This is a genomic window from Paenibacillus pasadenensis (assembly GCF_002864175.1).
In the GTDB taxonomy this organism is placed as follows: Bacteria; Bacillota; Bacilli; order Paenibacillales; family Paenibacillaceae; genus Paenibacillus_O; species Paenibacillus_O pasadenensis.
This window is the reverse complement of the sequence record NZ_NFEZ01000002.1, coordinates 25,591-49,723: the sequence shown is the minus strand read 5'-3', so window position 1 is coordinate 49,723 and position 24,133 is coordinate 25,591. Positions and strand designations below refer to the sequence as shown.

General features: G+C 59.3%; 19 protein-coding genes, 1 pseudogene and 1 CRISPR repeat array. Of the genes and pseudogenes, 16 read left to right on the top strand and 4 right to left on the bottom strand.

Features of this window, described 5'->3' with window-relative positions; genetic code table 11:
- The first annotated feature begins 57 nt into the window (after positions 1-57).
- The 9 genes and pseudogenes from B8V81_RS03380 (at position 58) to B8V81_RS03340 (ending at position 7,595) form a co-directional block, all read left to right on the top strand.
- Positions 58-375, top strand: a complete 318-nt coding sequence (locus B8V81_RS03380; RefSeq protein ID WP_028598625.1) for a hypothetical protein — start codon at positions 58-60, stop codon at positions 373-375.
- Positions 372-1,388, top strand: a complete 1,017-nt coding sequence (gene uvsE / locus B8V81_RS03375) for a UV DNA damage repair endonuclease UvsE (protein ID WP_028598626.1) — start codon at positions 372-374, stop codon at positions 1,386-1,388. The genes B8V81_RS03380 and uvsE overlap by 4 nt, the downstream gene beginning before the upstream one ends.
- A 36-nt stretch (positions 1,389-1,424) precedes the next feature.
- The gene (locus B8V81_RS03370) at positions 1,425-2,246 is read left to right on the top strand and encodes a sulfite exporter TauE/SafE family protein (RefSeq protein WP_028598627.1); all 822 of its coding nucleotides are present in this window, start codon (positions 1,425-1,427) and stop codon (positions 2,244-2,246) included.
- A 136-nt stretch (positions 2,247-2,382) separates the two neighbouring features.
- A complete protein-coding gene (locus tag B8V81_RS03365) occupies positions 2,383-3,222 on the top strand; it encodes an inositol monophosphatase family protein (RefSeq protein ID WP_101807715.1) in 840 nt (279 codons plus the stop codon).
- 184 nt (positions 3,223-3,406) lie between these two features.
- On the top strand, positions 3,407-3,643 hold the full coding sequence (locus tag B8V81_RS03360; RefSeq protein WP_101807714.1) for a hypothetical protein: 237 nt from the start codon (positions 3,407-3,409) through the stop codon (positions 3,641-3,643).
- Between the two features lie 5 nt (positions 3,644-3,648).
- Positions 3,649-4,340, top strand: a pseudogene (locus B8V81_RS03355) (sulfite oxidase-like oxidoreductase).
- Between the two features lie 180 nt (positions 4,341-4,520).
- Positions 4,521-4,970, top strand: coding sequence for a MarR family winged helix-turn-helix transcriptional regulator (locus B8V81_RS03350; protein WP_052333153.1), 450 nt, complete (start codon positions 4,521-4,523; stop codon positions 4,968-4,970).
- Between the two features lie 63 nt (positions 4,971-5,033).
- On the top strand, positions 5,034-6,662 hold the full coding sequence (locus tag B8V81_RS03345; RefSeq protein WP_028598631.1) for an MFS transporter: 1,629 nt from the start codon (positions 5,034-5,036) through the stop codon (positions 6,660-6,662).
- A 105-nt stretch (positions 6,663-6,767) separates the two neighbouring features.
- On the top strand, positions 6,768-7,595 hold the full coding sequence (locus tag B8V81_RS03340) for a (2Fe-2S)-binding protein (protein WP_101807713.1): 828 nt from the start codon (positions 6,768-6,770) through the stop codon (positions 7,593-7,595).
- A gap of 59 nt (positions 7,596-7,654) precedes the next feature.
- Here the strand turns inward: B8V81_RS03340 and B8V81_RS03335 are convergent, their stop codons facing one another.
- The 4 genes from B8V81_RS03335 to B8V81_RS03320 form a co-directional block, all read right to left on the bottom strand.
- Complete coding sequence (locus B8V81_RS03335) at positions 7,655-8,947, bottom strand: dicarboxylate/amino acid:cation symporter (protein WP_101807712.1); 1,293 nt, start codon at positions 8,945-8,947, stop codon at positions 7,655-7,657.
- Between the two features lie 49 nt (positions 8,948-8,996).
- Positions 8,997-10,442 carry an NAD-dependent malic enzyme gene (locus B8V81_RS03330; RefSeq protein WP_028598634.1) on the bottom strand — a complete coding sequence of 482 codons (1,446 nt, stop codon included), beginning with the start codon at positions 10,440-10,442 and terminating at the stop codon, positions 8,997-8,999.
- Positions 10,443-10,669: 227 nt separating this feature from the next.
- A complete protein-coding gene (locus tag B8V81_RS03325; RefSeq protein WP_028598635.1) occupies positions 10,670-11,371 on the bottom strand; it encodes a response regulator in 702 nt (233 codons plus the stop codon).
- Complete coding sequence (locus B8V81_RS03320; RefSeq protein ID WP_043111209.1) at positions 11,358-12,980, bottom strand: ATP-binding protein; 1,623 nt, start codon at positions 12,978-12,980, stop codon at positions 11,358-11,360. Before B8V81_RS03320 ends, B8V81_RS03325 begins: the two co-directional genes overlap by 14 nt.
- Before the next feature lie 172 nt (positions 12,981-13,152).
- On the opposite strand from B8V81_RS03320, the gene B8V81_RS03315 reads away from it, so the two are divergent.
- The 7 genes from B8V81_RS03315 to cas1c all read left to right on the top strand — a co-directional run bounded on the left by B8V81_RS03315 (position 13,153) and on the right by cas1c (position 24,118).
- Positions 13,153-14,232, top strand: a complete 1,080-nt coding sequence (locus B8V81_RS03315) for a DctP family TRAP transporter solute-binding subunit (RefSeq protein WP_101807711.1) — start codon at positions 13,153-13,155, stop codon at positions 14,230-14,232.
- A 587-nt stretch (positions 14,233-14,819) separates the two neighbouring features.
- A CRISPR array of direct repeats spans positions 14,820-15,585; the repeat unit is 32 nt; unit sequence GTTTCAATCCACGCTCCCCAGCGGGGAGCGAC.
- A gap of 379 nt (positions 15,586-15,964) precedes the next feature.
- Entirely contained in the window at positions 15,965-18,496 is a 2,532-nt protein-coding gene (locus tag B8V81_RS03310) for a CRISPR-associated helicase/endonuclease Cas3 (protein WP_028598638.1), read from the top strand.
- 334 nt (positions 18,497-18,830) lie between these two features.
- The gene (cas5c, locus tag B8V81_RS03305; RefSeq protein WP_028598639.1) at positions 18,831-19,550 is read left to right on the top strand and encodes a type I-C CRISPR-associated protein Cas5c; all 720 of its coding nucleotides are present in this window, start codon (positions 18,831-18,833) and stop codon (positions 19,548-19,550) included.
- A 3-nt stretch (positions 19,551-19,553) separates the two neighbouring features.
- Positions 19,554-21,488, top strand: coding sequence for a type I-C CRISPR-associated protein Cas8c/Csd1 (gene cas8c, locus B8V81_RS03300; protein WP_028598640.1), 1,935 nt, complete (start codon positions 19,554-19,556; stop codon positions 21,486-21,488).
- A 65-nt stretch (positions 21,489-21,553) separates the two neighbouring features.
- Entirely contained in the window at positions 21,554-22,426 is an 873-nt protein-coding gene (cas7c, locus tag B8V81_RS03295) for a type I-C CRISPR-associated protein Cas7/Csd2 (RefSeq protein WP_028598641.1), read from the top strand.
- The gene (gene cas4, locus B8V81_RS03290; RefSeq protein ID WP_028598642.1) at positions 22,413-23,090 is read left to right on the top strand and encodes a CRISPR-associated protein Cas4; all 678 of its coding nucleotides are present in this window, start codon (positions 22,413-22,415) and stop codon (positions 23,088-23,090) included. The genes cas7c and cas4 overlap by 14 nt, the downstream gene beginning before the upstream one ends.
- Positions 23,087-24,118 (top strand): type I-C CRISPR-associated endonuclease Cas1c, encoded by a 1,032-nt coding sequence (gene cas1c, locus B8V81_RS03285; protein WP_028598643.1) that lies wholly within the window; start codon positions 23,087-23,089, stop codon positions 24,116-24,118. Before cas4 ends, cas1c begins: the two co-directional genes overlap by 4 nt.
- The last annotated feature ends 15 nt before the right edge of the window (positions 24,119-24,133 follow it).

The window sequence follows — 24,133 nt, the reverse complement described above, 5'->3', positions numbered from 1 at the left end:
CCAGGCAGAGCCCTGCTCTGGGGAGGCGCTTTTTTACATAAAGAGGAGGGACAAGCGATGGGCTTCGCCACCGAGTTCAATTCCGTCTGCAAATTCAAGTCCGAGCAGGAGCTGTACGAGCTGCTGGAATACGGCAAGGGCAAGATGGTCAAGAGCGGCTTCCGCGTCTTTCCGACCGGCCAGAAGGTGATCGCGTACACGCCGGACAACCGCGCGATCGCGATCGTGCGCATCCTCGCCTCCATCGCGGAGATCAACTTCCAGGGCCAGGAGGTCACCCAGGTCGAGATGGAGCTGGTGCGCAAGCTGACCGAGGAAGAGTCGCGCGTCCAGACGGACCTCGCGCATGAGATGTTCTTCGGAGAGCGGGGATGATCGTCCGCTTCGGCTTTGTCGCGATGAGCCTGCTGCTGGAGAACGCCTCCCCGTCGCGCACGATGACCTACACGAACTTCGCCAAGCTGGGCGACCGGGAGGCCGGCCTCGCCAGGCTGGAGCGCATCGCCGAAGACAACCTGCGCAGCACGCTGCGCATCCTGAACAACAACCGCTATTCGGACATCCACCTGTACCGGTTCTCCTCCAAGCTCATCCCGCTCGCCACGCATGAAGCGCTGAGCGACTGGGACCCGTATCCGGCGCTTGCTCCGGCGTTCGCCGACATCGGCGCGTTCGTGCGGAAGCACGGCATGCGCGTCAGCTTCCATCCCGACCACTTCTGCGTGTTCAGCACGCCGCGGCCGGAGGTGCTGCGCAGCTCGATCCGCGACATGGAGCATCATGTCCGCATGCTGGAGGCGATGGGGCTGGACGAGCGGGCCAAATGCAACATCCACGTCGGCGGCGCCTACGGCGACAAGGCCGTGTCGGGAGAGCGCTTCGTCCGCCAGTTCGGCGAGCTCGGGTCCGCCCTGCGCGGGCGCGTCACGCTCGAGAATGACGACAAGACGTTCACCGCGCGCGAGACGCTGGACATCGCCGAGCAGACGGGCAATCCGGTCGTGCTGGACATCCATCACCACTGGGTGAACGACGGCGGCGAGACGCCGGAGTCGCTGCATGGCGAGCTGTGGCCGCGCATCGCCGCGACGTGGCGCCGGGAGCAGGAGCGGCTCGGCCTGGGCGGCGGGCCGGAGGGGCTGCCGCCCAAGATCCACGCCTCCAGCCCGAAAAGCCTCCGCGATCCGCGCGGCCATGCCGACGGCGTGGAGCCGGGGCCGCTGCTCGCCTTCCTGCGGAGCGTAAACGGCTCGGTGCCGCATATCGACTGCATGCTCGAGGCCAAGGCCAAGGACCAGGCGCTCGCCTGGCTGATGGAGGAGATGCGCAAGCTGGAGGCGGCCGGACAAGGCGTCCGCGTCGTGGACGGCTCGACGATCGAGCTGTAGCGTTTTTTAGAGGATAGAAATGGGGAATCGCAACGCATGCTTGAATGGATCCTGATCTTGCTTACAGGCGTCGTCGCCTCGATCTTCGGCAGCATCGTCGGTCTCGGCGGCGGCATCATCATCGTGCCGGTGCTGCTGCTGCTCGGCCCGCAGCTGACCGGCGCGCCGATCCCGGAGGCGACCGCCGTCGGCACGTCGCTGGCGGTGCTCATCGTGACGGCGCTTGCCTCCTCGCGCACCTATGCCAAGCAGCGCAAGGTGGACTTCCGCAGCGCCTGGTTGCTGTTCATCACGAGCGGCCCGGGCGCGATGGCCGGCTCGGCGCTGACGTCGCAGTTCCACGGCCCGGCGTTCCAGCTCAGCTTCGGCATCTTCATGCTGCTGATGGCGCTGCTGCTCATCCTGCGCGACCGCATCAAGCCGTCCGCGCGCCAGTGGCCGGTGACGGTGCGCATGACCGACGGCGCGGGCATCGAGCATGTCTACGGCTACAGCCTGCCGCTGCTGCTCGGCATCGGACTGCTCGTCGGCATCGTCTCCGGCCTGTTCGGCATCGGCGGCGGCTCGCTGTTCGTGCCGGTCATGGTGCTGCTGTTCGCCTTTCCGCCGCATGTGGCGACGGCGACGTCGATGTTCGTCATCTTCCTGTCGTCGATCAGCGGCAGCGTCGTGCACGGCGCGATGGGCGAGATCGACTGGCTGCTCGTGGCGGCGCTCGCGCCGGGCGCCTGGCTCGGCGGCAAGGCCGGCGCCTGGATCGCCAGCCGCATGAGCGGCAAGGCGATCCTGTGGCTGCTGCGGGCGACGCTGCTCGTGCTGGCCGCGCGGCTCATCTGGCAGGGAGCTTCCCAGCTGTAGCGGAGAGCTTCGCGGGAAGCCGGGAAGTCGCTTGAATCCGAATACGGATGCCGTTCGTATACCGAGGAGGCATCCGTATTTTGCATTCGGACATTGGAAAGGCTTACATTTAGAGAAAAGGAAACGGGGGAGAAGCATGAACGAACCGATCGTAGGCAGCAAGAGCTTCGCGGCGGTGGCGATCAACTGCGCGTCCAAGGCGGGGGAATGGATCCAGTCCAAGCTGGGCGCCTACCAGACGCTCAAGGAGAAGCAGTCGCCCCATGATCTCGTCACCGAGGTCGACCGCGGCTCGGAGAAGCTGATCCGCAGCCTGATCATGATGAACTTTCCGGACCATTCCTTCCTTGGCGAGGAAGGGGTAGAGCCCGGTCCGGCCGCCTCCGCGCAGGCGCTGGAGGACGTGCGCGACGCCGAATATCTGTGGATCGTCGATCCGGTCGACGGCACGACCAACTTCGTGCACGGCTTCCCGTTCTTCACGGTGTCGATCGCGCTGGCGCGACGCGGGGAAGTGATCCTCGGCGTCGTGTACGATCCTTCGGCGGACGAGCTGTTCATCGCGGAAAAAGGCAAAGGGGCATACGTCCACGGCAAGCGCATGAGCGTGTCGGGCGAGGAGACGCTGCGGACGAGCCTGCTGGCGACCGGCTTTCCGGCGGAGCATCGCGAGGCGCTGCCGCGCAACCTGGCGCAGCTGCAGCGCCTCGCGCCGCAAGTCCGCAACATCCGCTCGGGCGGCTCCGCCGCCCTGCATCTGGCCTACGTGGCGGCCGGCAGGCTGAGCGGCTTCTGGGAGGTCGGCCTCAGCAGCTGGGACATCGCCGCGGGCGCGCTGCTCGTGCAGGAAGCGGGGGGCCGCATCGGCGATCAGGACGGCACGCCGTACCATCTGGGCGTGCGCGACGTGCTCGCGACGAACGGCCGCATCCACGGGGAGCTGCAGGCGGAGCTGGCTTTTCTTGCCTCGGATTGACGGAGGACCGCCGGGGAGGCGAGGAGGCGGGCAGCAAGCGGAAGCGGACCGCTATCCGGATCCGGGGATGAGGGAAGCCGCAGGGGCGGTTCGGCTATAGCCGTTTTGCGCATGGCGCTTCGGGGCAAAATAAGCTAAACTAGGCGATAGGAATCATCAATCGGACAAGCATGGAGGGATACACATGACCGAACGCAACGAAGCGGCCGAAGTCCAAGCGGACGGAGCGGCGGCGGAAGCCGAAGAGGCGCAGCCGAAGAAGATGTCGCTGGCCGAGGCGGCCAAGCTGAAGCTGCAGCAGAAGAAGCAGTCCCAAGCCGTCGGCAAGCAAGGCCAGGGCGGCGCCCAGGGCGGGGCGAAGGAGCTGCGCAGCCAGCTGAACAAGAAGCCGAACAACCAGCGGCGCCGGATGGGCGTCTAAAGCGGATGAACCAGCCTTACGAGAGCGACAAGGCGGAGCGCCTGAGGCGCAACGCGGCCGCGCTGCTCCAGAAGATCAAGCCGGACGCCAAGTACGGCGACCGCGTGCCGCCCGGCCAGACGGTGACCGATCGGTTCCCGATCCTTCACGAAGGGGCGGTTCCGGTCTACGACATGTCGACCTGGGACTTGCGCGTGACCGGAGCGGTCCGCGAGGAGCGGCGCTTCTCGTTCGCCGAGCTCGAAGCGCTGCCGCGCGTGAGCGTCATGCGCGACATCCACTGTGTCACCCGCTGGTCCAAGATGGATACGGTGTGGGAGGGCATCCTGTTCCGCGACTTTCTCCAGCAGCTCGGCATCGAGCCGATGCCGGAGGCGAAGCATGTGATGGTGTACGGCGACTACGACTACGAGACGAACGTGCCGCTCGCCGACCTGATGGGCGACGACATCCTGCTCGCCTTCCGCTTCGGCGGAGAACCGCTGACGGACAAGCATGGCGGTCCGCTGCGCCTGGTCGTGCCGCATCTGTACTTCTGGAAGAGCGCCAAGTGGCTGCGCGGCTTCGAGTTCATGGGCCCGGCTTCTGGGAGCGCAACGGCTTCCACAACGAGGCCGATCCGTTCCGCGAGCAGCGCTACTCCGAAGAAGGCTTCGAGCTGCCCGAGGACGAATGGGTCCACAAGGACTACGATTGAGCGGGACGGACCTTTCGTCCGCCCGCTGCCAGACTTCGACCTTTCCGGCCGGATCGCCTGGACATGCATGCTGACCGCCTCGCATTCGCGAGGCGGTTTTTTCATGCTTAAAAGTATTTGACACTGATATAGTTAAAGGAGTATAAATATATTATTGATTTAACAAAAGGAGGCGCGCGAGTGAAAGAGGAGGCCAAGCGATTTCACGCCGCCGTGCAAGCCTTCATCCAGACGATGGAGATGTCCATGCCGGAGCTGCTCAAGGAATGCGGCATGACGCGGACGCAGCTGTTCGCGCTGCATCTGGTCAAGGTCAAGGGACCGTGCAAGCTGGCGCTGATCGCCGACAAGCTGGAGGTCAAGCCGAGCGCCGTCACCGTCATGATGGATCGGCTGGAGTCGGGCGGATGGGTAAGGCGAAAACCGGACACCGTAGATCGGAGAGCTGTTTTTGTGGAGATCACGGACGAGGGCAGGAAGGCGCTGGAGAAGTTTCAGCAGCTGAGGGAAAAGCTGATCGAGCGGAGGCTCGTCAAGCTGACCGTGGAGGAGCAGCGCACGCTCTCCGGCCTGATGGAGAAGCTGGCCGAGGACGTGCCGGCGGAGGGCCAGAGCGCGGCGGAAGCTTGAGGCGGCGCCAAGGCGCGGCCGAATGGCGGACAAAGAAAAGAAACGAGGAGAACGAGAGACATCATGGAACATTTAACGCATAAACGAAAGCTGTCGATCATGATCGCCGTCATGGCGGCCATGTTCTTCGCGGCCATCAACCAGACGATCACGAGCACGGCGATGCCGCGCATCATCGCGATTCTGGACGGCATGGAGTACTACACCTGGACGATCAACATCTACCTGCTGACCTCGACGATCGCCACGATTCTCGTCGGCAAGCTGTCCGACATGTTCGGACGCAAGCCGTTCATCCTGGCGGGCATCCTGCTGTTCATCATCGGGGCGTTCCTGACGGGCACGTCCAGCGACGTCTATCAGTTCATCACGTACCGCGGCATCCAGGGCATCGGCGCCGGCATCATCCAGTCGACGGCGTTCATGGCGGTCGGAGACTTGTTCTCTCCGCGCGAGCGCTCCAAGTGGATGGGCCTCATGACCGCCGTCTTCGGCTTCTCGAGCGTGCTCGGCCCGACGCTCGGCGGCTATCTCGTCGACCATCTCGACTGGCACTGGCTGTTCTGGATCTTCCTGCCGCTCGGCGTCGTCGCGTTCGCGATGATCTGGGTGCTCTTCCCGAAAATCGAGCGCGTCAAAGGGGAGAAGATCGATCTTCTCGGCTCGTTGTTCCTGACGACGACGATCGTGCCGCTGCTGCTCGGATTCTCCCTGGCCGGCCCGAATCATGCGTGGGGCTCGCCTGAGATTCTGGGACTGTTCGCAGCCGCGCTGGTGTCCGGCTTCATCTTCGTGATGGTCGAGCGCTACGCCAAGAGCCCGATCCTGCCGCTGCATCTGTTCAAGAACGGCATCGTCACCGTCTCGAACCTCATCGGCTTCCTGATGAACTTCGGCATGATGGGCGCGCTTATCTACCTGACGTTCTTCGTCCAGGGCGTGCTTGGCATCTCCGCCACGTACTCCGGGTACGTCACGATGCCGATGTCGATCTTCATGGTCGTGACGAGCGCGCTCATCGGACAGCGCATCTCCAAAAGCGGCAAGTACAAGCGCTACGCTCTGATCGGCGTGCCGATCATGATTCTCGGCATGGGCATCATGGTCCTCATGAACAGCGTCGGCATGGCCGTGCTGAGCATGTGCATCTTCGGCATCGGCATCGGCATGGGCATGCCGGTATTCTCGCTGGCCACCCAGAACGCAGTGGCGCATACCGAGCTCGGCGTCGTCACGGCGTCCTCGCAGCTGTTCCGCAACCTGGGCGGCACGATCGGCATCGCCGTCATGGGCACGGTCATGTCCAATACGCTGACCAAAAACCTCAAGGATACGCTGACCTCGCCGAACATGCCGGACCTGAGCCAGCTCGATCCGACCGTCGCGCAGCAGCTGACCGGGTTCGCCAACCCGAACTTGCTCATGAACAAGCCGCTCATCGACGAGACGGCAGCCGGCCTGCCGGAGCAGGCGCGGACGCTGTTCCTGCAGCTGATCGAGCAGTTCCGCGGCGCGCTCGGCGACACGCTGGCGCTCGTCTTCCTCGTCGGCACGCTCGTGCTCTGCGTCTCGCTCGTGCTCGTGTTCTTCCTGCGGGAGATTCCGCTGCGCACGACGAACCAGACCGCTCCGGCTCCGGCCGAAGGCGAGAGCGCCGGCGCGGCGGCAGGCAAGCTGCAGAGCGAGAGCTGATCGCCTGCAAGGAGATGAAGAAGAGCCTTTTCGGTCCCCGACCGGAAAGGCTCTGTTTTTTTGGCTGAAGCCGTTGTGGTAAGCTGAAGGAAGGAAAGGCATTATGTGGACGAGGTGATCGGCGTGGCGCAAGAGGCGGCAAGCTTCGATTTCGGCATCATCAAGATGTATTACCATATCTCCCCGGAGGGGGCGGACGAGCCTCTGTTCGAGATGGACGCGGACCGCTTCTTCGACGCGGAGTCGCTCGGCGGGGCGCTGGATCTCGGAGGCGCGACCGTGCAGGCGACGAGCCGGGCGCTGCCCGCTTCGTTCGTCGGGACGACGATCGGCAAGCTGCTGCTGACGCAGGCTTATCTGTATGCGATGTACGAGTCGATCCTCGACCTGTCGCCGGAGCGGCTGGCGTTCCAGGTCGAGGCGCATGACGATCATGCGCATCTCGGCTTCCGCATCAAGGAGCTGCTGCCTCAGCCGGTTCCGGCCGAACGGGCGGAGGAGCTGCTGGCGGCGGCGTGGACGGACTATGTGCGGTCGTTCGTCAGGCCGGCGGTCGAGGCCGTGGCGGAGGCGTCGGGGTTGAAGGCCGCGGCGATCTGGCAGCAGTACGGCGCCATGAGCGAGTACATGAAGGAGTTCGCCGGCACGATGCCGCTGCCCGAGCCGGTGCGGGAGCGCATGGCGCTTGCCTTCCGCGTGCTCGCCGAGGGCATCCCGGCGGAGGCGTTCGGCACGAGGCGCAACCCGTTCGTCCATAAGGCGCGGTATTGCGACAATCCGTACCCGACCGGCGGCGACAAGCTCATGATGCAGTCGTCCTGCTGCCTGTACGACCAGCGCGAGGGCGGCCAGAAGTGCTACACCTGCCCGATGCTGACGCCCGAGCAGCGCGCGGAGCGGCGGGTGCAGGTGCAGGCGGAGCTGGCGGGTTAGACGGCGGGATACGCAGGAGCGGCATGACGTGCCGGCAAACGATTCCGGTCCCGCCCGGCTCAAGCTTCGACAGAAGCGGAATGGCCGGGAGCAGTTCCTGTAGCCAGGCCAGGCTCCTTGGAGGACTGGAACTGATTTTCGCTCTTGGCGATGACGACGGTCGCCACCGAGTTGCCGATCAGGTTCGTGATGGCGCGGGCCTCCGACATGAAGCGGTCGACGCCGATAAGCAGCGCGATGCCCTCGAGCGGAATCGGATGGCCGGGCAGAGCGGCCAGCGTAGCCGCAAGCGTGATGAAGCCGGAGCCGGTCACGCCTGCCGCTCCTTTGGAAGTGAGCATGAGCACGCCGAGGAAGGTCAGAATCTGGAGGAGCGTCAGCTCGATGCCATAAGCCTGGGCGATGAACAGCGCCGCCATCGAGAGGTAGATGCTGGTGCCGTCCAGATTGAAGGAGTAGCCGGTAGGAACGACGAGCCCGACGACGGGCTTGGAGCAGCCGTAGGTCTCCATCTTGTTCATCAGGCGAGGCAGCGCGGACTCGGAGGAGGAGGTGCCGAGCACGAGCAGGATCTCCTCCTTGATGTGGCGGATCAGGCCGAAGATGCTGAACTTGTAGTAGCGGGCGATCAGGCCGAGTATGACGATGATGAACAGGAACATGGTCATGTACGTCGCGACCATCATTTTCCCCAGCGACAGCAGGGAGCCGAGACCGAATTTGCCGATCGTATAGGCCATCGCTCCGCCTGCCGCATACGGAGAGAATCTCATGATGATGCCGACGATTTTGAAGAAGATCTCGTTCAGCTTCTCAAAAAACTCGGTCACCGGACGGCCTTTCTCGCCGATCATGGAAAGCGCGAGGCCGAACAGGACGGAAAAGAACAGCACCGGCAGCATCTGTCCGCTCGCCATGGCAGCGATCGCGTTGTCGGGAATGATGCCGAGCAGGAAGTCTTTGAAGCCATGCGAGGTTTCGGAAGCCTGCTGCGCGTAGCCGGCTACCGCATCGGACTTGCTGTCGACGCCGGAGGTGTCGATGCCGTCGCCGGGACGGATCAGGAAGGCGACAGCGATGCCGATCGCCATGGCGAAGGTGGTGACGAGCTCGAAGTAAAGCAGCGCTTTGCCGCCGATGCGGCCGATCTTTTTCATGCTGCCCATGCCGGCGAAGCCGATGACGATCGTGAAGAACACGATCGGAGTGATGACCATTTTGATCAGCTTGATGAAGACGTCGGCGAGCACCTTGAGCGAAGCCCCGAAGCTCGGGAAGAAATACCCGATGGCGATGCCGATCACGATGGCGGTCAGCACCTGGACCGTCAGGTTTCTGAAGTTGATTTTCATCGGAATCCCTCTTTCTGGTCTGGTCGATGGTCAGGCTTGATGGCGGTCCTTAGATCGGAGTCGGAGACGAAGCCCTCGGCTTGGAGGGAGTTTCCTTGCGGGCGACGCCGGAGGCGTACGCCGCTTCGATGACCGCCTCGCGCACCCTCTCCACGACCAGGTGGTTGAACACGCTCGGAATGATATACTGCTCGTTCAGCTCCTCGTCCGTCACGACGGAAGCGATCGCTTTGGCGGCAGCGAGCTTCATCTCCTCCGTGACGCGGGAGGCGCGGCAGTCGAGGATGCCGCGGAAGATGCCCGGGAAGCAGAGCACGTTGTTGATCTGGTTCGGATAGTCGGAGCGGCCTGTCGCCATGACGCGGACGTAAGGCGCGGCTTCCTCCGGCAGAATTTCAGGAGTCGGGTTCGCCATCGCGAAGACGATCGGGTCGACGGCCATTTTTTTCAAATCCTCGGCCTTCAGCACGCCGGGACCGGAGACGCCGATGAAGATGTCCGCGTCCTCGATTACGTCGGAGAGGCTGCCCTCGAGCCGGAAAGGATTGGAGTTGTCGGCATACCACTGCCAGAATTCGTTGGCGTAGCTCTTGCCGGGGACGAGGGCGCCCTCGCGATCTACGCCGATGATGTTGGTCACGCCTGCGGCCATGAGCATCTTGGAGCAGGCCGTGCCGGCGGCGCCGATGCCGCATACGACGATCTTGCACGACTCCAGCGTCTTGCCGGTAAGCTTGACGGCATTGAGCAAGCCGGCCAGCAGCACGACGGCGGTGCCGTGCTGGTCGTCGTGGAAGACGGGAATATCGAGCTCCTCCGCCAGCCGCCGTTCGATCTCGAAGCAGCGCGGAGCGGAGATGTCCTCCAGATTGATGCCGCCGAAGGTCGGGGACAGCGCTTTGACGATTGCGATAATTTCTTCGGTGTCCTGCGTGTTCAGGCAGATCGGGAACGCATCCACCCCGGCGAACTGCTTGAACAGGACGGCCTTGCCTTCCATGACCGGCATCGCGGCCTGCGGTCCGATATTGCCGAGGCCAAGCACGGCCGAGCCGTCGGAGACGACGGCGATCGTGTTGCGCTTGATGGTCAGCGTATGGGCTCGCGACGGCTTTTCATGAATGGCCATGCACACTCTTGCCACTCCGGGCGTATAGACGCGGGACAGATCGTCCCGATTTTTGATCGGCGTCTTGGGCGTCGTCTCGATCTTGCCTCCGATATGGAGGAGGAACGTCTGGTCGGATACCTGCAGCACGCGGACGCCCGGCAGCCGGCCGACGGCCGCTGCGATCCGGTCGGCATGACTCCGTTCGTACACGTTGACGGTCAGGTCGCGCACAGTGGAGGCGGCGTCCGACCGGGTGACGTCGATTGCGACGATATCGCCCCCGGTATCGCCGATGACGGTAGCGATCTGGGCGAACGAAGCGGTGGAGCGGCTGAGCTCCAGCCGGAGTATGATCGGCGTGGAAGCTCCTGCGGGGATGGACATAGGACGGCACATCCTTTTCATGGATATAAGATAAGGGTAAGGTTTAGGGGGGGCGGGTCTGTCTTCCATGATATCGCTTTCAATTGAAAGCGCTAGCATGCGGTCATAATGGTTGTTTTGGTCTTTATGGTCATGGGGGAGCAGGTCGTCCGAGGGGAGCCGATCGCTCTGCCGGAAAGCAAAAAACCGCAGCCGGGGCGGCTGCGGTTCTCGATGAGGCATGTAGCTCAGCTTTTGTCCAGAGAATAAAGGTTGACCGGCCTGCCGAGGCCGTATTGCAGCTGAAGGCGGAGCTGGCCGCTCTTGGCCAGATGCTCCAAATACCGTCTGGCGGTAACGCGGGCGATGCCGACATTCTCGGCGACGCTCTCAGCCGATACGGCTTCCTCCTGCAGCGCGAGATAACGCAGGATATGCTCCAGCGTAGCGGCCTGCAATCCCTTCGGCAGACTGCCTCCGTTGTCGGAGGCAGGCGCGGAGGCTGACGCGGAGAGGGGACCGTGCAGGAAGCGGTCCAGCTCGCCCTGATCCAGCTGGCCGCCGTCGGCGAGCTGCCTGCTGCGCTGGCGCCAGCGCAGCAGGGCTTCCCGCACGCGCTCCGCCTTGAACGGCTTCATGATGTAGTCATCCGCGCCGCCTTGCACCATCGAGCGGATCGTGTCCCGGTCGTTGGCGGCGCTGATGACGATGACGCCGGCGGCATGGCCTTCGCTGCGCAGCTGCCGGAGCGTCTGGATTCCGTCGAGGCCCGGCATGTAAATATCGAGAATGACGAGGTCCGGGTTCATCTGGCGGATCAGCTCCATGCCTTCCCGTCCGCTGGATGCGGTGCCGGTGACATGGAAGCCCTCTACCGATTCCACGAACTGCCGGTTCACCTCGCGCACCATGGGATCGTCTTCGATCAGGACGACCTTAATCCTCTTCATGCTCGCTTCTTCCTTTCTTCGGCCGACTCTCCTCTGTCATCGGAAAGCTCAGCGTGATGGACGCGCCGGCGCCAGGCGCGGATTCGACCCGGATCGTTCCGCCGCCTTTCTCCGCGATGCCGGCGATGAGGAACATGCCGATGCCCCTTCCGTCTCCGGGCTTGGTGCTGAAGCCGCGCTCGAACATGCGCTGGCGGACGAGCTCGTCCATGCCGCAGCCGTTGTCCTCCACCAGCATCGAGAGCTGCTCGTCGTCTTGCTCGAGGCTGACGAGCACCCGCCGGGGCTCCGGAGCGGACGCCAGCGAATCGAAGGCGTTTTCGATCAGGTTGCCGAGCAGGACGACGAAGTCATGATGGTCGAGATGCTTGGGAAACCGCTGCAGCCGGCTGTGCGGATCGATCCTCACGTCGATGCCGAGCTCACGGCCCCGGCTGATCTTGCCGAGCAGCAAGCCCGTCAGGCTGTCATGGAAAAAACGGGTGCCGAGAAACCGGTTCAGCTGCTCGCGTTCGTCCGACATGCGGAACAGGTAATCAAGAGCTTTTTCGCCTTGTCCAAGCTGGATCAGCCCGCCGATCGTGTGCAGGCGGTTCATATATTCATGGTTTTGGACCCTTACCGTTTCTACGAGCGCTTTGACCCCGGTCAGCTCCTCCGCCATCCGGGCGACCTCGGTCCGGTCCTGGAAGATGGCGACGGCACCGACGGTATGCCCCTGCACGCGGATCGGCACGCGGTTGCTGACGATATGCTGGCCGCCGATGAAGATTTCCTGCTGGTAGACCGGAGCATCCAGCTCTAGAATCTCGGGCAGCCGGGTATCGGGGAGAACGTCGCGGATCGGCCGTCCGACCACGTCGCCTCCGATATGGAAAATCTGTCGGGCCCGTTCGTTGAACACGGCAATCCGCTCGTCGTTATGGATGGCGATGACGCCTTCATGCATCGCGTGGAACGTCGCATCCCGCTCCATCAGCAGCCGCGCGATTTCCAGCGGCTCCATATCGAACATCTCTTTTTTGATTTGCCTCGCGAGCGCCCATGAGCCGGCCAGGCCGACGAGCAGCGACAGCAGCAGGACAGTGGAGATTTGCCCGGCGAAGGGCAGGATGACCTCCCTCGGCGAGGGGAGGACCCGGCCGACCAGAACCGTGCCGATCTGCACATGCATGCTGTCCATGACCGGGACGAAGGCGCGCAGCGCGGTGCCGAGCTCGCCCTTTGCCTTGGAGACATAGCTGTGCTCGGCGAATGCCGGTCCTTCGTCGGTTCCTCTGGAAAAGGTGCCCACCCGGTCCGGAACCGGATGCGACAGCCGCTTATGCTGCATGTCCAAGACGACCACATAGGTGGCGTCATGGATGATGCCGATTTTTTCGGCGGCCTCCCGCAGCTTGGGCTGCAGGGCCGCATCCTCCAGGCCGGCGACGATTACCGGAAGGCTGGCCGCCGTCTTGGCGGTGACGAGCAGCCGCCTGCCGAGCTCCTTCTCCTGCAGGTGGAGAATGCTGCCGACTGCGACGCCGCCGCCGGCAGCAAGCGCGAACAGCACGACGCCAAAGGAGAGCAGGGCGATTTTCCAATTGATTTTAAGCTGCTTCAGCATGGTCGGGCCTGTCTCCTTGCGTTGGAATAAGAGCGGCGCCTCTTTTTCCTCATCATACACCAGAGCTTGAAGCATGCAAACCGGAGGGGAATTCGGCCAAGGGCTTCTGCAAAAGAGGGCGGATAGGGTAAGATGATGTCCAAACAGGCTAGGACGGGGGGCTCGTGTCGGAATGGGGAAATGGCGATTCAAGCTATGGGGCGGAGGGCTGCTGCTGGCTGCTGCCGCCGTGCTGACGGTCTTCTGGCTTGGGGGATACAAGCTGCCCGGCCCGCTGCCGGTGGACGACGAACAGACGGGCTTCAGCGGCAGGCATGTCATCAAGTTCAGCTATGTCGTCGCGGAGAACACGCCGAAGGGGCTCGCCGCGCAGCGGTTCGCGGACCTGGTGGAGGAGAAGTCCGGAGGCAAGGTGCAGGTGCAGCTGTTTCCGAACGGAACGCTGTACACGGAGCCGGACGAGCAGGCCGCGCTGGCGCGCGGGGATGTGCAGATGATCGCTCCGGCCTTCTCCAACCTGTCGACCCGCATGCCGGAGTGGAGCGTCATGGACCTGCCCTTCGCCTTCCCCACGGAAAAGGCGGTGGAGGAGGCGTTCGGCGGCGAAGTCGGCTCGATGCTGTTCAAGCGGCTGGAGAGCCGAGGGATGATCGGACTCGCCTTCTGGGGCAACGGATTCAAGCAGATGACCGCGAGCGACCGGCCTCTGGAGCATCCGCAGGATTTCCGCGGCCTGAAATTCCGCATCCTTCCTAGCCCGATCATCGACGCGCAGTTCCGGTCTTTGGGAGCGGTTACGGCGGATATTCCGTTCAACAGCGTGTACAAGGCTTTCGAAAGCGGGACGGTCGACGGCGGGGAGAACACGATCACGAATATTTACAGCAAGAAGTTCTATCAGGTGCAAAACTATATGACGGTCAGCAATCATGCGTACCTCGGGTACGCCGTGGTGATGAACCTCTCGTTCTGGGAAAGCCTGCCGTCGGATGTGCAGGGCATCATCCAAGAGGCGATGCGGGAGACGACCGGGTGGGCCAACGAGAGTGCGCGGGAAATGAGCCGCAAGGAGCTGGCGGAAATGAGGAGCGGCCGCCTGATGAGCATCATCGACCTGGGAGAGGCGGAGCGACGCGAGTGGATGGACTTGTGGGAGCCGCTGTACGGACAGGCGGAGAAGCTCGCGGGGCGCGAGCTGATGGACGCGGTCCGGCGGCTGCGGAGCAAGTATGAGAGCCAAGGCGGGGAGTGACGGGGGAAGAGGCCCGTGGTTCGGCGACCGGCATCAGCGGAGTTCTGTGTTAACCGATGCCCCCAGGCGAGACCTGCGTAGTCTGCTTCTTCGCGTTGTCATATTGGTTGTTTCGGTTTACGCTCCCCGCTGGGGAGCGTATTTATTTTGGAATTTTGGAACTTTGGAATTTCAAGTGAGCTTTGTTTCAATTCACACGCTTCCCAGTGGGGAGCGACGGATGTCAGTCTTTTTCATGGGTATCCTCCTTGAGTAGTTTCAATCCCCCCTCCCCAGCGGGGAGCGACCACTACGAGGCCATGCAGTGGGAGAGCACCGCGCAGTTTCAATCCACGCTCCCCAGCGGGGAGCGACGGATGACGCCATGAGCATCCGGCTGACGTGGACGGTTTCAATCCACGCTCCCCAGCGGGGAGCGACGGCTCATGTGCACACCCAAACGTAAAGGGGGTCTGTTTCAATCCACGCTCCCCAGCGGGGAGCGACAAAAATCCTAGAGTTAAAATAAAAGTCAAATAATAGTTTCAATCCACGCTCCCCCCAGCGGGGAGCGACCGGCGCCACGCCCGTCGACGGATCAAGCCAAATGGTTCAATCCACGCTCCCCAGCGGGGAGCGACGATCGTTACCGGGCTGCTTGCGCTGTACGAGGTCTGGTTTCAATCCACGCTCCCCAGCGGGGAGCGACAGCTTCTGGCTCTCATGGACAAAACGACATGGATGTTTCAATCCACGCTCCCCAGCGGGGAGCGACAACAGCACGAGCGGCAAATGCAGCTGCAAAGTCAGTTTCAATCCACGCTCCCCAGCGGGGAGCGACAGGGACAGGTCGAGAGGGCGATCAACCTGATCGAGTTTCAATCCACGCTCCCCAGCGGGGAGCGACGCGTCGGCGTGCTACTCTGAAATCACTTTCGGCAAGTTTCAATCCACGCTCCCCAGCGGGGAGCGACAGCGTCAGGACGCTGTCCAGGCCGTTCGCTTCGCGGTTTCAATCCACGCTCCCCAGCGGGGAGCGACGGGGCGGACTTCTCGGACGACTTCCTCGATACGCTGTTTCAATCCACGCTCCCCAGCGGGGAGCGACGGCCATGATCTATAATGTCTATGGTTTTGATGGCGTTTCAATCCACGCTCCCCAGCGGGGAGCGACGCATATAACTCTATTTTCAGGAGGTAATTATCCAAGTTTCAATCCACGCTCCCCAGCGGGGAGCGACCTTGGCCTCCATGGTTTTATCGGGCGCACGCCTGGTTTCAATCCACGCTCCCCAGCGGGGAGCGACCGTTCCGGTACACATAGTACCCGCTCACCCCGTCCGTTTCAATCCACGCTCCCCAGCGGGGAGCGACAGCAAAAAATAACGCTTCCATACCCCTTGGGGTATAAACTAGCCAGTTCCTATACTGATTAGACATAGGAAAGATCTTGACAATCATTAATTAAGGTGAAATGGCATTCATTTCGACAATTTTCGAGGTGCGAATCCCCCAGGGATTCCATGGGAGCTTGGCATTCGCACTCCCGCTCTTGTCCTCATCATAAGCAATGATTCCGATCGAGCCAAGCTTTTTCTGCAAGATCATATTTCAATAAATGCCCTATAGGGGAGGGATAAAGAAAAATTGGGAAAATAAAAGATAAAAGGAGGATTGTGTGTGATTATGTTGAAGTATACGACTAGAATAGGTTATTAGTATTGGGTCTAAAGTCCTTTAAGGAGGTGCGGTAATGAGAGATCAAGAAAATAGTCCTATTCCCGAGTACATCGCCCATATTCGGAAGTCGGACGGCCGCCGCGAGAGCGTGCACGACCATCTCATGGCCGTCAGGCTTTACGCCGAAAAGCTAGGCGAAAAAATTGGAATGAAGCATCTCGCCGGTTTATCAGGACTGCTGCATGACATGGGGAAATACACGACCGAATTCAGAACCTATCTGGAAGAGGCAGTGGCAAATCCTGATTCGCCGCCTCGAAGGGGCTCGGTCGTCCATTCGACAGCAGGCGGGAAGTGGCTTTACGAGCAATTCCACCGTGAATCTTCTGAACCATTGGATCAGTTTGTCGCGGAATGGATCGCCAATTGCATCGTATCTCACCATGGCGGGTTGAAGGATTACTTGAGTCCCGATGGAAAATCTCCTTTTCTGGAGCGGATGTCGACTCCGCTAGAGAAATTACCGGAGTATGAACGAACCGTCGAGGAATTTTTAGCTCATACGATAAGCGAGCAGGAACTCCATTCCTATTTCGCTAAGGCGAGAGAAGAATTGAATGATCTTATGCTGCGATTAAGCAAGCTCAAGCTCAAGTCCAGTGAAAAGCGCGTGACTCATTCCCTCGCGATAAAATATTTGTTCAGTTGCCTGATTGACGCCGATCGGACCAAAACCCGTCAATTCGACGAGAACGAGTCGGAAAGAGAGCCTTTTGATCATCAGGCTTTTTTCCGTGAAACCTATGAGAAGCTGTCGGCCAAGCTCAATGAGCTGGGCAAATCGGAACAATCGCAATCGCCATTGAATCGGTTGCGACGAGAAATGTCGAACCAATGCGACGCTTTTGCGGTCGAGCGGCCATCCGGAGTCTATACGCTGTCTATCCCGACAGGCGGCGGCAAGACGCTGGCAAGCTTTCGTTACGCGCTCCGTCATGCTCTCGAGACCGGAAAAGAACGCATCATTTATATCGTGCCTTTCACAACGATCATTGAACAAAACGTGAAGGTCGTGCGCGAGCTTGTGTCTGATCCTGATCTTGTTCTGGAGCATCATTCCAACGTCGCGGATGATCGGGATTTGAAAAAGGCTTTGCGGTCTTTACAATCCGATAAAATCGATGACAAGGAATGCGACGAAAGCTTTGTCCTGCAGAAGGAAAAGCTTAGCCTCGCTCAAGACACCTGGGATCGCCCTGTCATCTTTACCACGATGGTGCAATTCCTCAATACCTTCTACGCCAAGGGCTCCCGCCATGTAAGGCGGCTGCATCAGCTCGCCAACTCGGTCGTTATTTTTGACGAAGTCCAAGCCGTTCCTTCCCGCTGCATCTCCTTGTTCAATGCTTCCGTTAATTTTTTGCACGAAATCTGCGGGTCGACGCTGGTCCTCTGTACGGCAACGCAGCCGGCACTGCAGTATGTGAAGCGGAATATCCACCTGTCTCTCGATCCGGAGATGATTCGGGATCTTCCGGATGTCATGACCGCTTTCAAGCGTGTCGAGCTAAGAGACGAAACGGGCAGAGGGGCTTTGAATACGGAGCAGCTGGCTGATTTTGTCCAGGGCCGGATGAAGGAGATCAATCAGTTGCTCGTCGTCCTGAACACGAAGGCTGCGGTACGCAAGCTTTTTCAGCAATTGAAAAATGAGTCGTGGACGCAATTGGAGGGAGTTCGACTCTACCATCTCAGTACGATTATGTGCCCCGAGCATCGCAAAGCGAAGCTGGAGGAAATCAAGGAGCAGTTGGAGAACCCGGCCAATCGCGTCATTTGCATCAGCACCCAGCTTATCGAGGCAGGGGTGGACATCAGCTTCCAGGGCGTCATTCGGTCGCTGGCCGGCTTGGATTCCATTGCTCAGGCGGCGGGACGATGCAATCGGCACGGAGAGGACGAGGTAAGATATGTCGATATTATTCGTGCGGCAGATGAGCATTTAAGCAACCTGCCGGAAATTAAGATGGCAGCAGAACAGACGGAGCGATTGCTGAGCGAATTCAAAAAGGATCCACAGCGCTTCGAGAACGACCGTCTATCCCTCCCCGCGATACAGATGTATTTCCACTATTACTATAAGCGAATCGAAAGCATTCAGGGACAAATGGATTACCGAGTGGGTCAGGAAATCAGCTTGTTTGAATTGTTGAATAAGAACCAAGTCGCCATCAAGCAGTTTGAGATTAAAAACCAGATCGGCCCTCCCTTGCGCACTCGGAATGCCATTGCCTCGGTAGAGCATTATTTCGAGGTCATCTCCAACGCAGGCAAGTCGGTCATCGTGCCTTACGACAGCGAGGCCGTTAATATCATTCTTGATTTGAATGGCTCCTTGCAGCCAAGTGAAATCGGAGATCTGCTGCGCAGAGCCCAGAAGTATACGGTCACGTTATATGACCAGGAGCTTAGGCAGCTCGACCGGGGAAGCCATCTGGAGTTCTTGCAGCAGGGCAGGGTGCTGGCGCTTAGCCCGACGGCTTTTTCCGAGGAGTACGGCATTGATCCGGAAGGGAATGGGCTGTGGGATGCTTTAATATCATGATTGCCTAGAAAAAAGAATAGCCCGCTCGTTTAGGAGCGGGTTTCTTCTTCTGATCATGCTCTTATGGTTTCAATCCGCGCCTCCAAGGGAAGGCGACGACACAATCTTAACACATCGTTAGATGGAGTCCAAAAGGGGACATCCATATGTTGACAAAAATTGAACTAGGTCTTATGATGATGCTATCATTAAGAGAATCTTCCATAATATAATTATTAGAAGATAATACAAGGGGTTGGTTAAGGAAGCGACTCATTATGAGTCTGATTGGTTCAACCTGAGATTTCATGCATGTTCCTTTGGGAGATTCATTATAAGAAAGGAGGCCCTCCTTTTGCGGAATCAAATTGAATATGAAGTAACGGGCGCGTATGCCTTATTTACCGATCCCTTGACCAAAATCGGCGGAGAGAAGTTCAGCTATCAAATTCCGACCTATCAGGCTTTGAAGGGGATTACCGAATCGATCTACTGGAAGCCCACCCTCATTTGGTACATCGACGAAGTGCGGGTCATGAATCCGATCCAGACCGAATCTAAAGGCATCAAGCCGATCGAGTACAGCGGCGGCAATACCTTGGCCTACTACACCTATCTGCGCAACGTGCGCTATCAGGTGAGAGCTCATTTCGAGTTCAACCCTCATCGCTCCGATCTGGAGCAGGACCGCAATGAGCATAAGCATCACAACATCGCCAAACGAGCTGTTGCAGCAGGCGGCAGGCGAGACATCTTCCTCGGAACGAGGGAATGCCAAGGCTATGTCGAGGCATGCGAGTTCGGCTCGGGGGAAGGGCATTACGATCAGGTCGCCGAGCTCGCCTTCGGCACGATGGTTCATGGCATCAGCTATCCGGACGAGACCGGCAGCTCCGACATGCTGACCCGCTTATGGCGGGCCAAGATGGAATACGGGGTCATCAAATTTGATCGTCCGGAGGACTGCACGATGGTGCGCAAAACGGGAAGCGGCAGCATCAAGCGGTTTGAACCGGGGAACATGGAGTCGGCCGACGATCTCTACGCGGAATTATTCGGAGAGGAAGGAGGCTGACCAATGACCTGGCTGACGAAACTGAGCGAAACGTATGACAATCATTCAAAATCGGTCGGAATATTTGAAAAAAATCATTTTGATCGGGAATATACGCTGCTGCCTGTCTCGCATACGACCCAAACCGCGCATATTGAGATCTATCTAAACCTGGATGGATCCTTTAGTCGAGCAAGACCACTTGAAAAGGGAGAGGGCAGCACGATTATCCCATGCACCGAAGCCTCTGCAAGTCGGACGAGCGCCCCGGTTCCCTACCCGCTGCATGACAAACTGATGTATGTGGCAGGAGATTACGGGCAGTTTTGTCCCCCGACCAATGAAAAGTTCACTCCATATGAGGATTACTTGAAGCATCTGCAGGAATGGTGCTCGTCTCCTTTTGCGGTACCGGTCATTCAAAGTGTCTACAACTATGTCCGGCAAGGAACGATGATTGCGGACCTGGTGCGAGAGAAGGTGCTCTGGCTGGATGCAGAGGGGCAGCTGGCGGAAAAGTGGACGCCTGAATTGGCCGAGCTTCACGGAGTCGACAGGCCGGACATTTTCAAGGCGCTCGCTTCCGGCCAGAATGCCGCATTTGTGCGGTTCGCGGTGGAAGTGCCTGGAGTGGCAGAGCAGCGGCTGTGGCGGATGCCGGAAGTCCAGCAATCGTTCATCCGGTTTTATGACACCAAGCTGCAGGATACAGAGCTTTGTTATGTAACAGGGAAACTTCTGCCCTATGCGGACAAGCATGCTTCCCGCATCCGGAATTCGGGGGACAAAACCAAGCTGATCTCGGCCAATGACAGCTCCGGATTCACCTATCGGGGGCGCTTCCTCAGCAGCCGGGATGCGGCCGCGGTCAGTTATGAGGTGTCTCAAAAAGCCCATAACGCCTTGAAATGGCTGATCGACCGCCAAGCCTTTGCCATTGACGGCAAAACGTTTGTCGTCTGGGGGACAAAAAGCTTGGATGTGCCGGACCCGTATGCGGACTCATCGGACTTTTACGATGACGATGACGATGAAGAGGAAGACGAGCCAGAGCTTGCCTACACCCATGCTGCATTCGCCGAGCGGGTGCGCCTCGGTCTCAGCGGTTACCGGCATGACACAGATGCCGATCATTCCGATGTCGTCATCATGGTGCTGGATGCCGCGACACCGGGAAGGATGTCCATCAACTACTATCGGGATATGGAGAAGGAGCATTTTCTGCAACGGATTGAAGCCTGGCACCTATCCTGCTGCTGGCTGCAGTATTACCGCAAAGACGGAAAGACGGCAGTCTTCATGAGCGCGCCGGCAACTCGCGATATTGCCTTCGCGGCGTACGGTCCGCGAGCCAGTGAGAAAGTGGTGAAAGGCTTGATCGAGCGGATGCTGCCCTGCATCTTGGACGGAGCCCGAATTCCGAGCGATATCGTGAGGAGCCTCATTGCCCGAGCCTCCAATCCGGTCGGCATGGAGCCGTGGGAGTGGGAGAAGACGCTCGGCATCGCATGCGCAATAGTGAACAGAAGCTATTCCAATTCCAAGGAGGGATTCGAAGTGGCCGTGAATAAGGATTTGAAGGACCGCAGTTATTTGTTCGGAAGGATGCTGGCCGTGGCGGATGTCCTGGAACGCAGAGCGCTGAGCAAGGAGGAGAGAAGAGCCACGAATGCCATCCGCTACATGAACGCATTCGCCCAAAAGCCAGGCCGGACATGGATGGTGATCCAATCCGCGCTTCAGCCTTATCAGGCCAAGCTCGGCGTGAAGGCCAGTTATCTCAATGGGCTTCTTGACGAGATCGGAGCCCAGCTTGACCCGGAAAAGGACTACTCCGATCAGTCCCTGAGCGGGCTTTATCTCCTCGGCTTTTACAGTCAGCGCCACGAGCTCTACCAGAAGCGGAAACAACTGGATGGTGAAGGGAAAGAAGAGGACGATGCGGATCTGGATGACTGATGCGTCTGGCGATCATTAATTTCGACCTTTAATCATCTTACCCCCATTAAAAGGAGACGATCTAAATGCAACCGTTGAATAAGAAAATCGACTTTGCCGTTGTCCTGTCCGTTCGCAATGCAAATCCGAACGGGGACCCGCTCAACGGAAACCGCCCTCGCCAAAACTATGAAGGCAAAGGCGAGATTTCGGATGTATGCTTGAAGCGGAAGATCCGCAACCGGCTGCAGGACATGGGAGAATCCATTCTCGTTCAATCGGATGACCGTCGGACCGATTCCTTCCGCAGCATCAAGGACCGTGTCGAGGCCAACGCCGATGCGCAGGAGTTCATGAAAGGCAAAAAGAAAAATGCGGAGCTGTTTGCCAAAGCGGCCTGCGAGTCTTGGATCGATGTGCGCAGCTTCGGCCAAGTTTTTGCTTTCCCGGGCAGCAATGATGCCGTATCCATCGGGGTTCGGGGACCGGTGTCGCTGCATACGGCCGTCAGCCTCGACCCGATCGACATTTCGAGTCTTCAAATCACAAAAAGCGTCAATCTGACGACTTCCAACGACCCGGACAAGCGCGGTTCGGACACGATGGGCATGAAGCATCGCGTGGACTTTGGCGTCTATGTGACAAAGGGAAGCATCAACGTGCAGCTGGCAGAGCGCACCGGCTTCACCTACGAGGACGCGCTGAAAATTCGGGAAGCGCTGATCTCCTTGTTCGAAAACGATACGTCTTCCGCTCGCCCGGACGGCAGCATGGAGGTGCACCGCGTCTACTGGTGGGAGCACGGCTCCAAGCTGGGACAATATTCATCGGCCAAGGTGCATCGGTCTTTGGAGATTTCGTGGAGAGAAGGTGTTGTAGCACCGAATAAGTTCGATGACTACGTTATTAAAGTTGAGCCGCTGGAAGGGCTGGACGTGCAAGAATATGCCGGACTTTAAGGAGGAGGATTTCCTCCTTCTTTCCGGTATTCAGCATTTTAATTTCTGCCGCAGGCAATGGGCATTAATTCATATCGAACAGCAGTGGGCAGACAATGTCCGGACGATCGAAGGAGAGCACGTGCATCGGGTAGCGGATCAGCCGCAGCTTCGCGAGAAGCGCGGCGAGCGTCTCGTCGTGCGGGCGATGCCGGTCCATTCCCGAGAGCTGGGACTGAGCGGCATCTGCGACGTGGTTGAGTTTGTACGCGATTCCGAAGGGATTCCGTTGGCGGGTGAGGATGGCTTGTACAAGCCATATCCAATCGAGTATAAGCGCGGCAAGCCGAAAAAGAACGATTCGGACTTTTCTCAGCTTGTCGCTCAAGTAATTTGTTTGGAGGAAATGCTCGCTTGCGAGATTTCGACAGGGTACTTTTACTACGACGAGATCAAGAGGCGGGTCGAAATTGACATAAGCGATGCGGACAGAGAAAGAGTAAAAGCCTCCATTGCCGAGATGCATCGCTACTACGAGCGGCGGCACACGCCCAAAGTGAAAACAGGCCCGCATTGTGAAAGCTGCTCGCTCAAGCAGATCTGCATGCCCGAGCTCATGACGAAACGAGCCGTATCGGATTATATAGATCGGCATCTGCTGGAGGAAGGAGCAGCGGGGCGATGAGGAAGATGCTCAACACGCTGTATGTGACGACGCCGGACACCTATCTGTCCAAGGACGGGGAGAACGTCGTCGTACGTTTGGAGGAAAAGACGCTGGCGCGTTATCCGCTGCATAATCTGGAAGGGATATGCACGTTCGGTTATGCAGGCGTCAGTCCGGCGCTCATGGGATCATGTGCCGAAAAAGGCGTTGACCTTACGTTTATGACGAAAAGCGGACGGTTTCTAGCCCGAATCGTGGGCGAGGCGAGGGGCAATGTCGTGCTCCGCAAGGAGCAATACCGCATTTCCGACGATGAGCGGCGCAGCGCCCTCATGGCTCGCAATATGATTGTCGGCAAGCTGTACAACACGAAATGGGTGCTGGAAAGGGCGATTCGAGATTATTCGCTGCGACTGGACAGTACGGCTTTGAAGCGGGTGAGCGCTTCGCTGACGGAGCTGATCGGCCTTGTGCCGCATGTCGAGGATCTCGATGTGCTGCGTGGGCTGGAGGGCTCAGGGGCTGCGCAGTATAGCGGCGTTTTTGATGAATTGATTCTCCAGCAAAAGGAAGCGTTTTTCTTCCATGGCCGCAGTAAGCGGCCTCCGCTCGATAATGTCAATGCGCTGCTTTCTTTCGCGTATTCCTTGCTTGCCAGCGAAATGAGGGCGGCGCTGGAAGCGGCAGGTCTTGACCCGTATGTCGGCTTCATGCACCGAGATCGGCCAGGGAGAGCTTCACTGGCTCTCGATCTGATGGAGGAGCTGCGATCGGTTTATGCGGATCGGTTCGTCTTGACGCTCATTAACAAAAAAATCGTCACCGCGGGCGGTTTCACCCGCAAGGAAAATGGAGCCGTCCTGATGGATGACGACACCAGACGGACCGTATTGAAGCAATGGCAGGAGCGGAAGCAAGAGAAGATCGTTCATCCTTATTTGAATGAATCCATCCCATGGGGGCTCGTGCCGCATGCTCAAGCGATGCTGCTGGCGCGGACCATTCGCGGCGATCTGGAAGAGTACCCGCCTTTTTTCTGGAAGTAGGAAGGAGAAGAGCGC

What these genes read in the sequence shown, in the direction of transcription:
- B8V81_RS03380 (WP_028598625.1), top strand. Translation starts at nt 58, where the DNA reads ATGGGCTTCGCCACCGAGTTCAATTCCGTCTGCAAATTCAAGTCCGAG.
- B8V81_RS03325 (WP_028598635.1), bottom strand. Translation starts at nt 11,371, where the DNA reads ATGAAGAGGATTAAGGTCGTCCTGATCGAAGACGATCCCATGGTGCGC.
- B8V81_RS03310 (WP_028598638.1), top strand. Translation starts at nt 15,965, where the DNA reads ATGAGAGATCAAGAAAATAGTCCTATTCCCGAGTACATCGCCCATATT.
- cas1c (WP_028598643.1), top strand. Translation starts at nt 23,087, where the DNA reads ATGAGGAAGATGCTCAACACGCTGTATGTGACGACGCCGGACACCTAT.
- cas4 (WP_028598642.1), top strand. Translation starts at nt 22,413, where the DNA reads ATGCCGGACTTTAAGGAGGAGGATTTCCTCCTTCTTTCCGGTATTCAG.
- cas7c (WP_028598641.1), top strand. Translation starts at nt 21,554, where the DNA reads ATGCAACCGTTGAATAAGAAAATCGACTTTGCCGTTGTCCTGTCCGTT.
- B8V81_RS03370 (WP_028598627.1), top strand. Translation starts at nt 1,425, where the DNA reads ATGCTTGAATGGATCCTGATCTTGCTTACAGGCGTCGTCGCCTCGATC.
- B8V81_RS03320 (WP_043111209.1), bottom strand. Translation starts at nt 12,980, where the DNA reads ATGCTGAAGCAGCTTAAAATCAATTGGAAAATCGCCCTGCTCTCCTTT.
- cas8c (WP_028598640.1), top strand. Translation starts at nt 19,554, where the DNA reads ATGACCTGGCTGACGAAACTGAGCGAAACGTATGACAATCATTCAAAA.
- B8V81_RS03345 (WP_028598631.1), top strand. Translation starts at nt 5,034, where the DNA reads ATGGAACATTTAACGCATAAACGAAAGCTGTCGATCATGATCGCCGTC.
- B8V81_RS03330 (WP_028598634.1), bottom strand. Translation starts at nt 10,442, where the DNA reads ATGTCCATCCCCGCAGGAGCTTCCACGCCGATCATACTCCGGCTGGAG.
- B8V81_RS03335 (WP_101807712.1), bottom strand. Translation starts at nt 8,947, where the DNA reads ATGAAAATCAACTTCAGAAACCTGACGGTCCAGGTGCTGACCGCCATC.
- B8V81_RS03315 (WP_101807711.1), top strand. Translation starts at nt 13,153, where the DNA reads ATGGGGAAATGGCGATTCAAGCTATGGGGCGGAGGGCTGCTGCTGGCT.
- B8V81_RS03365 (WP_101807715.1), top strand. Translation starts at nt 2,383, where the DNA reads ATGAACGAACCGATCGTAGGCAGCAAGAGCTTCGCGGCGGTGGCGATC.
- B8V81_RS03360 (WP_101807714.1), top strand. Translation starts at nt 3,407, where the DNA reads ATGACCGAACGCAACGAAGCGGCCGAAGTCCAAGCGGACGGAGCGGCG.
- uvsE (WP_028598626.1), top strand. Translation starts at nt 372, where the DNA reads ATGATCGTCCGCTTCGGCTTTGTCGCGATGAGCCTGCTGCTGGAGAAC.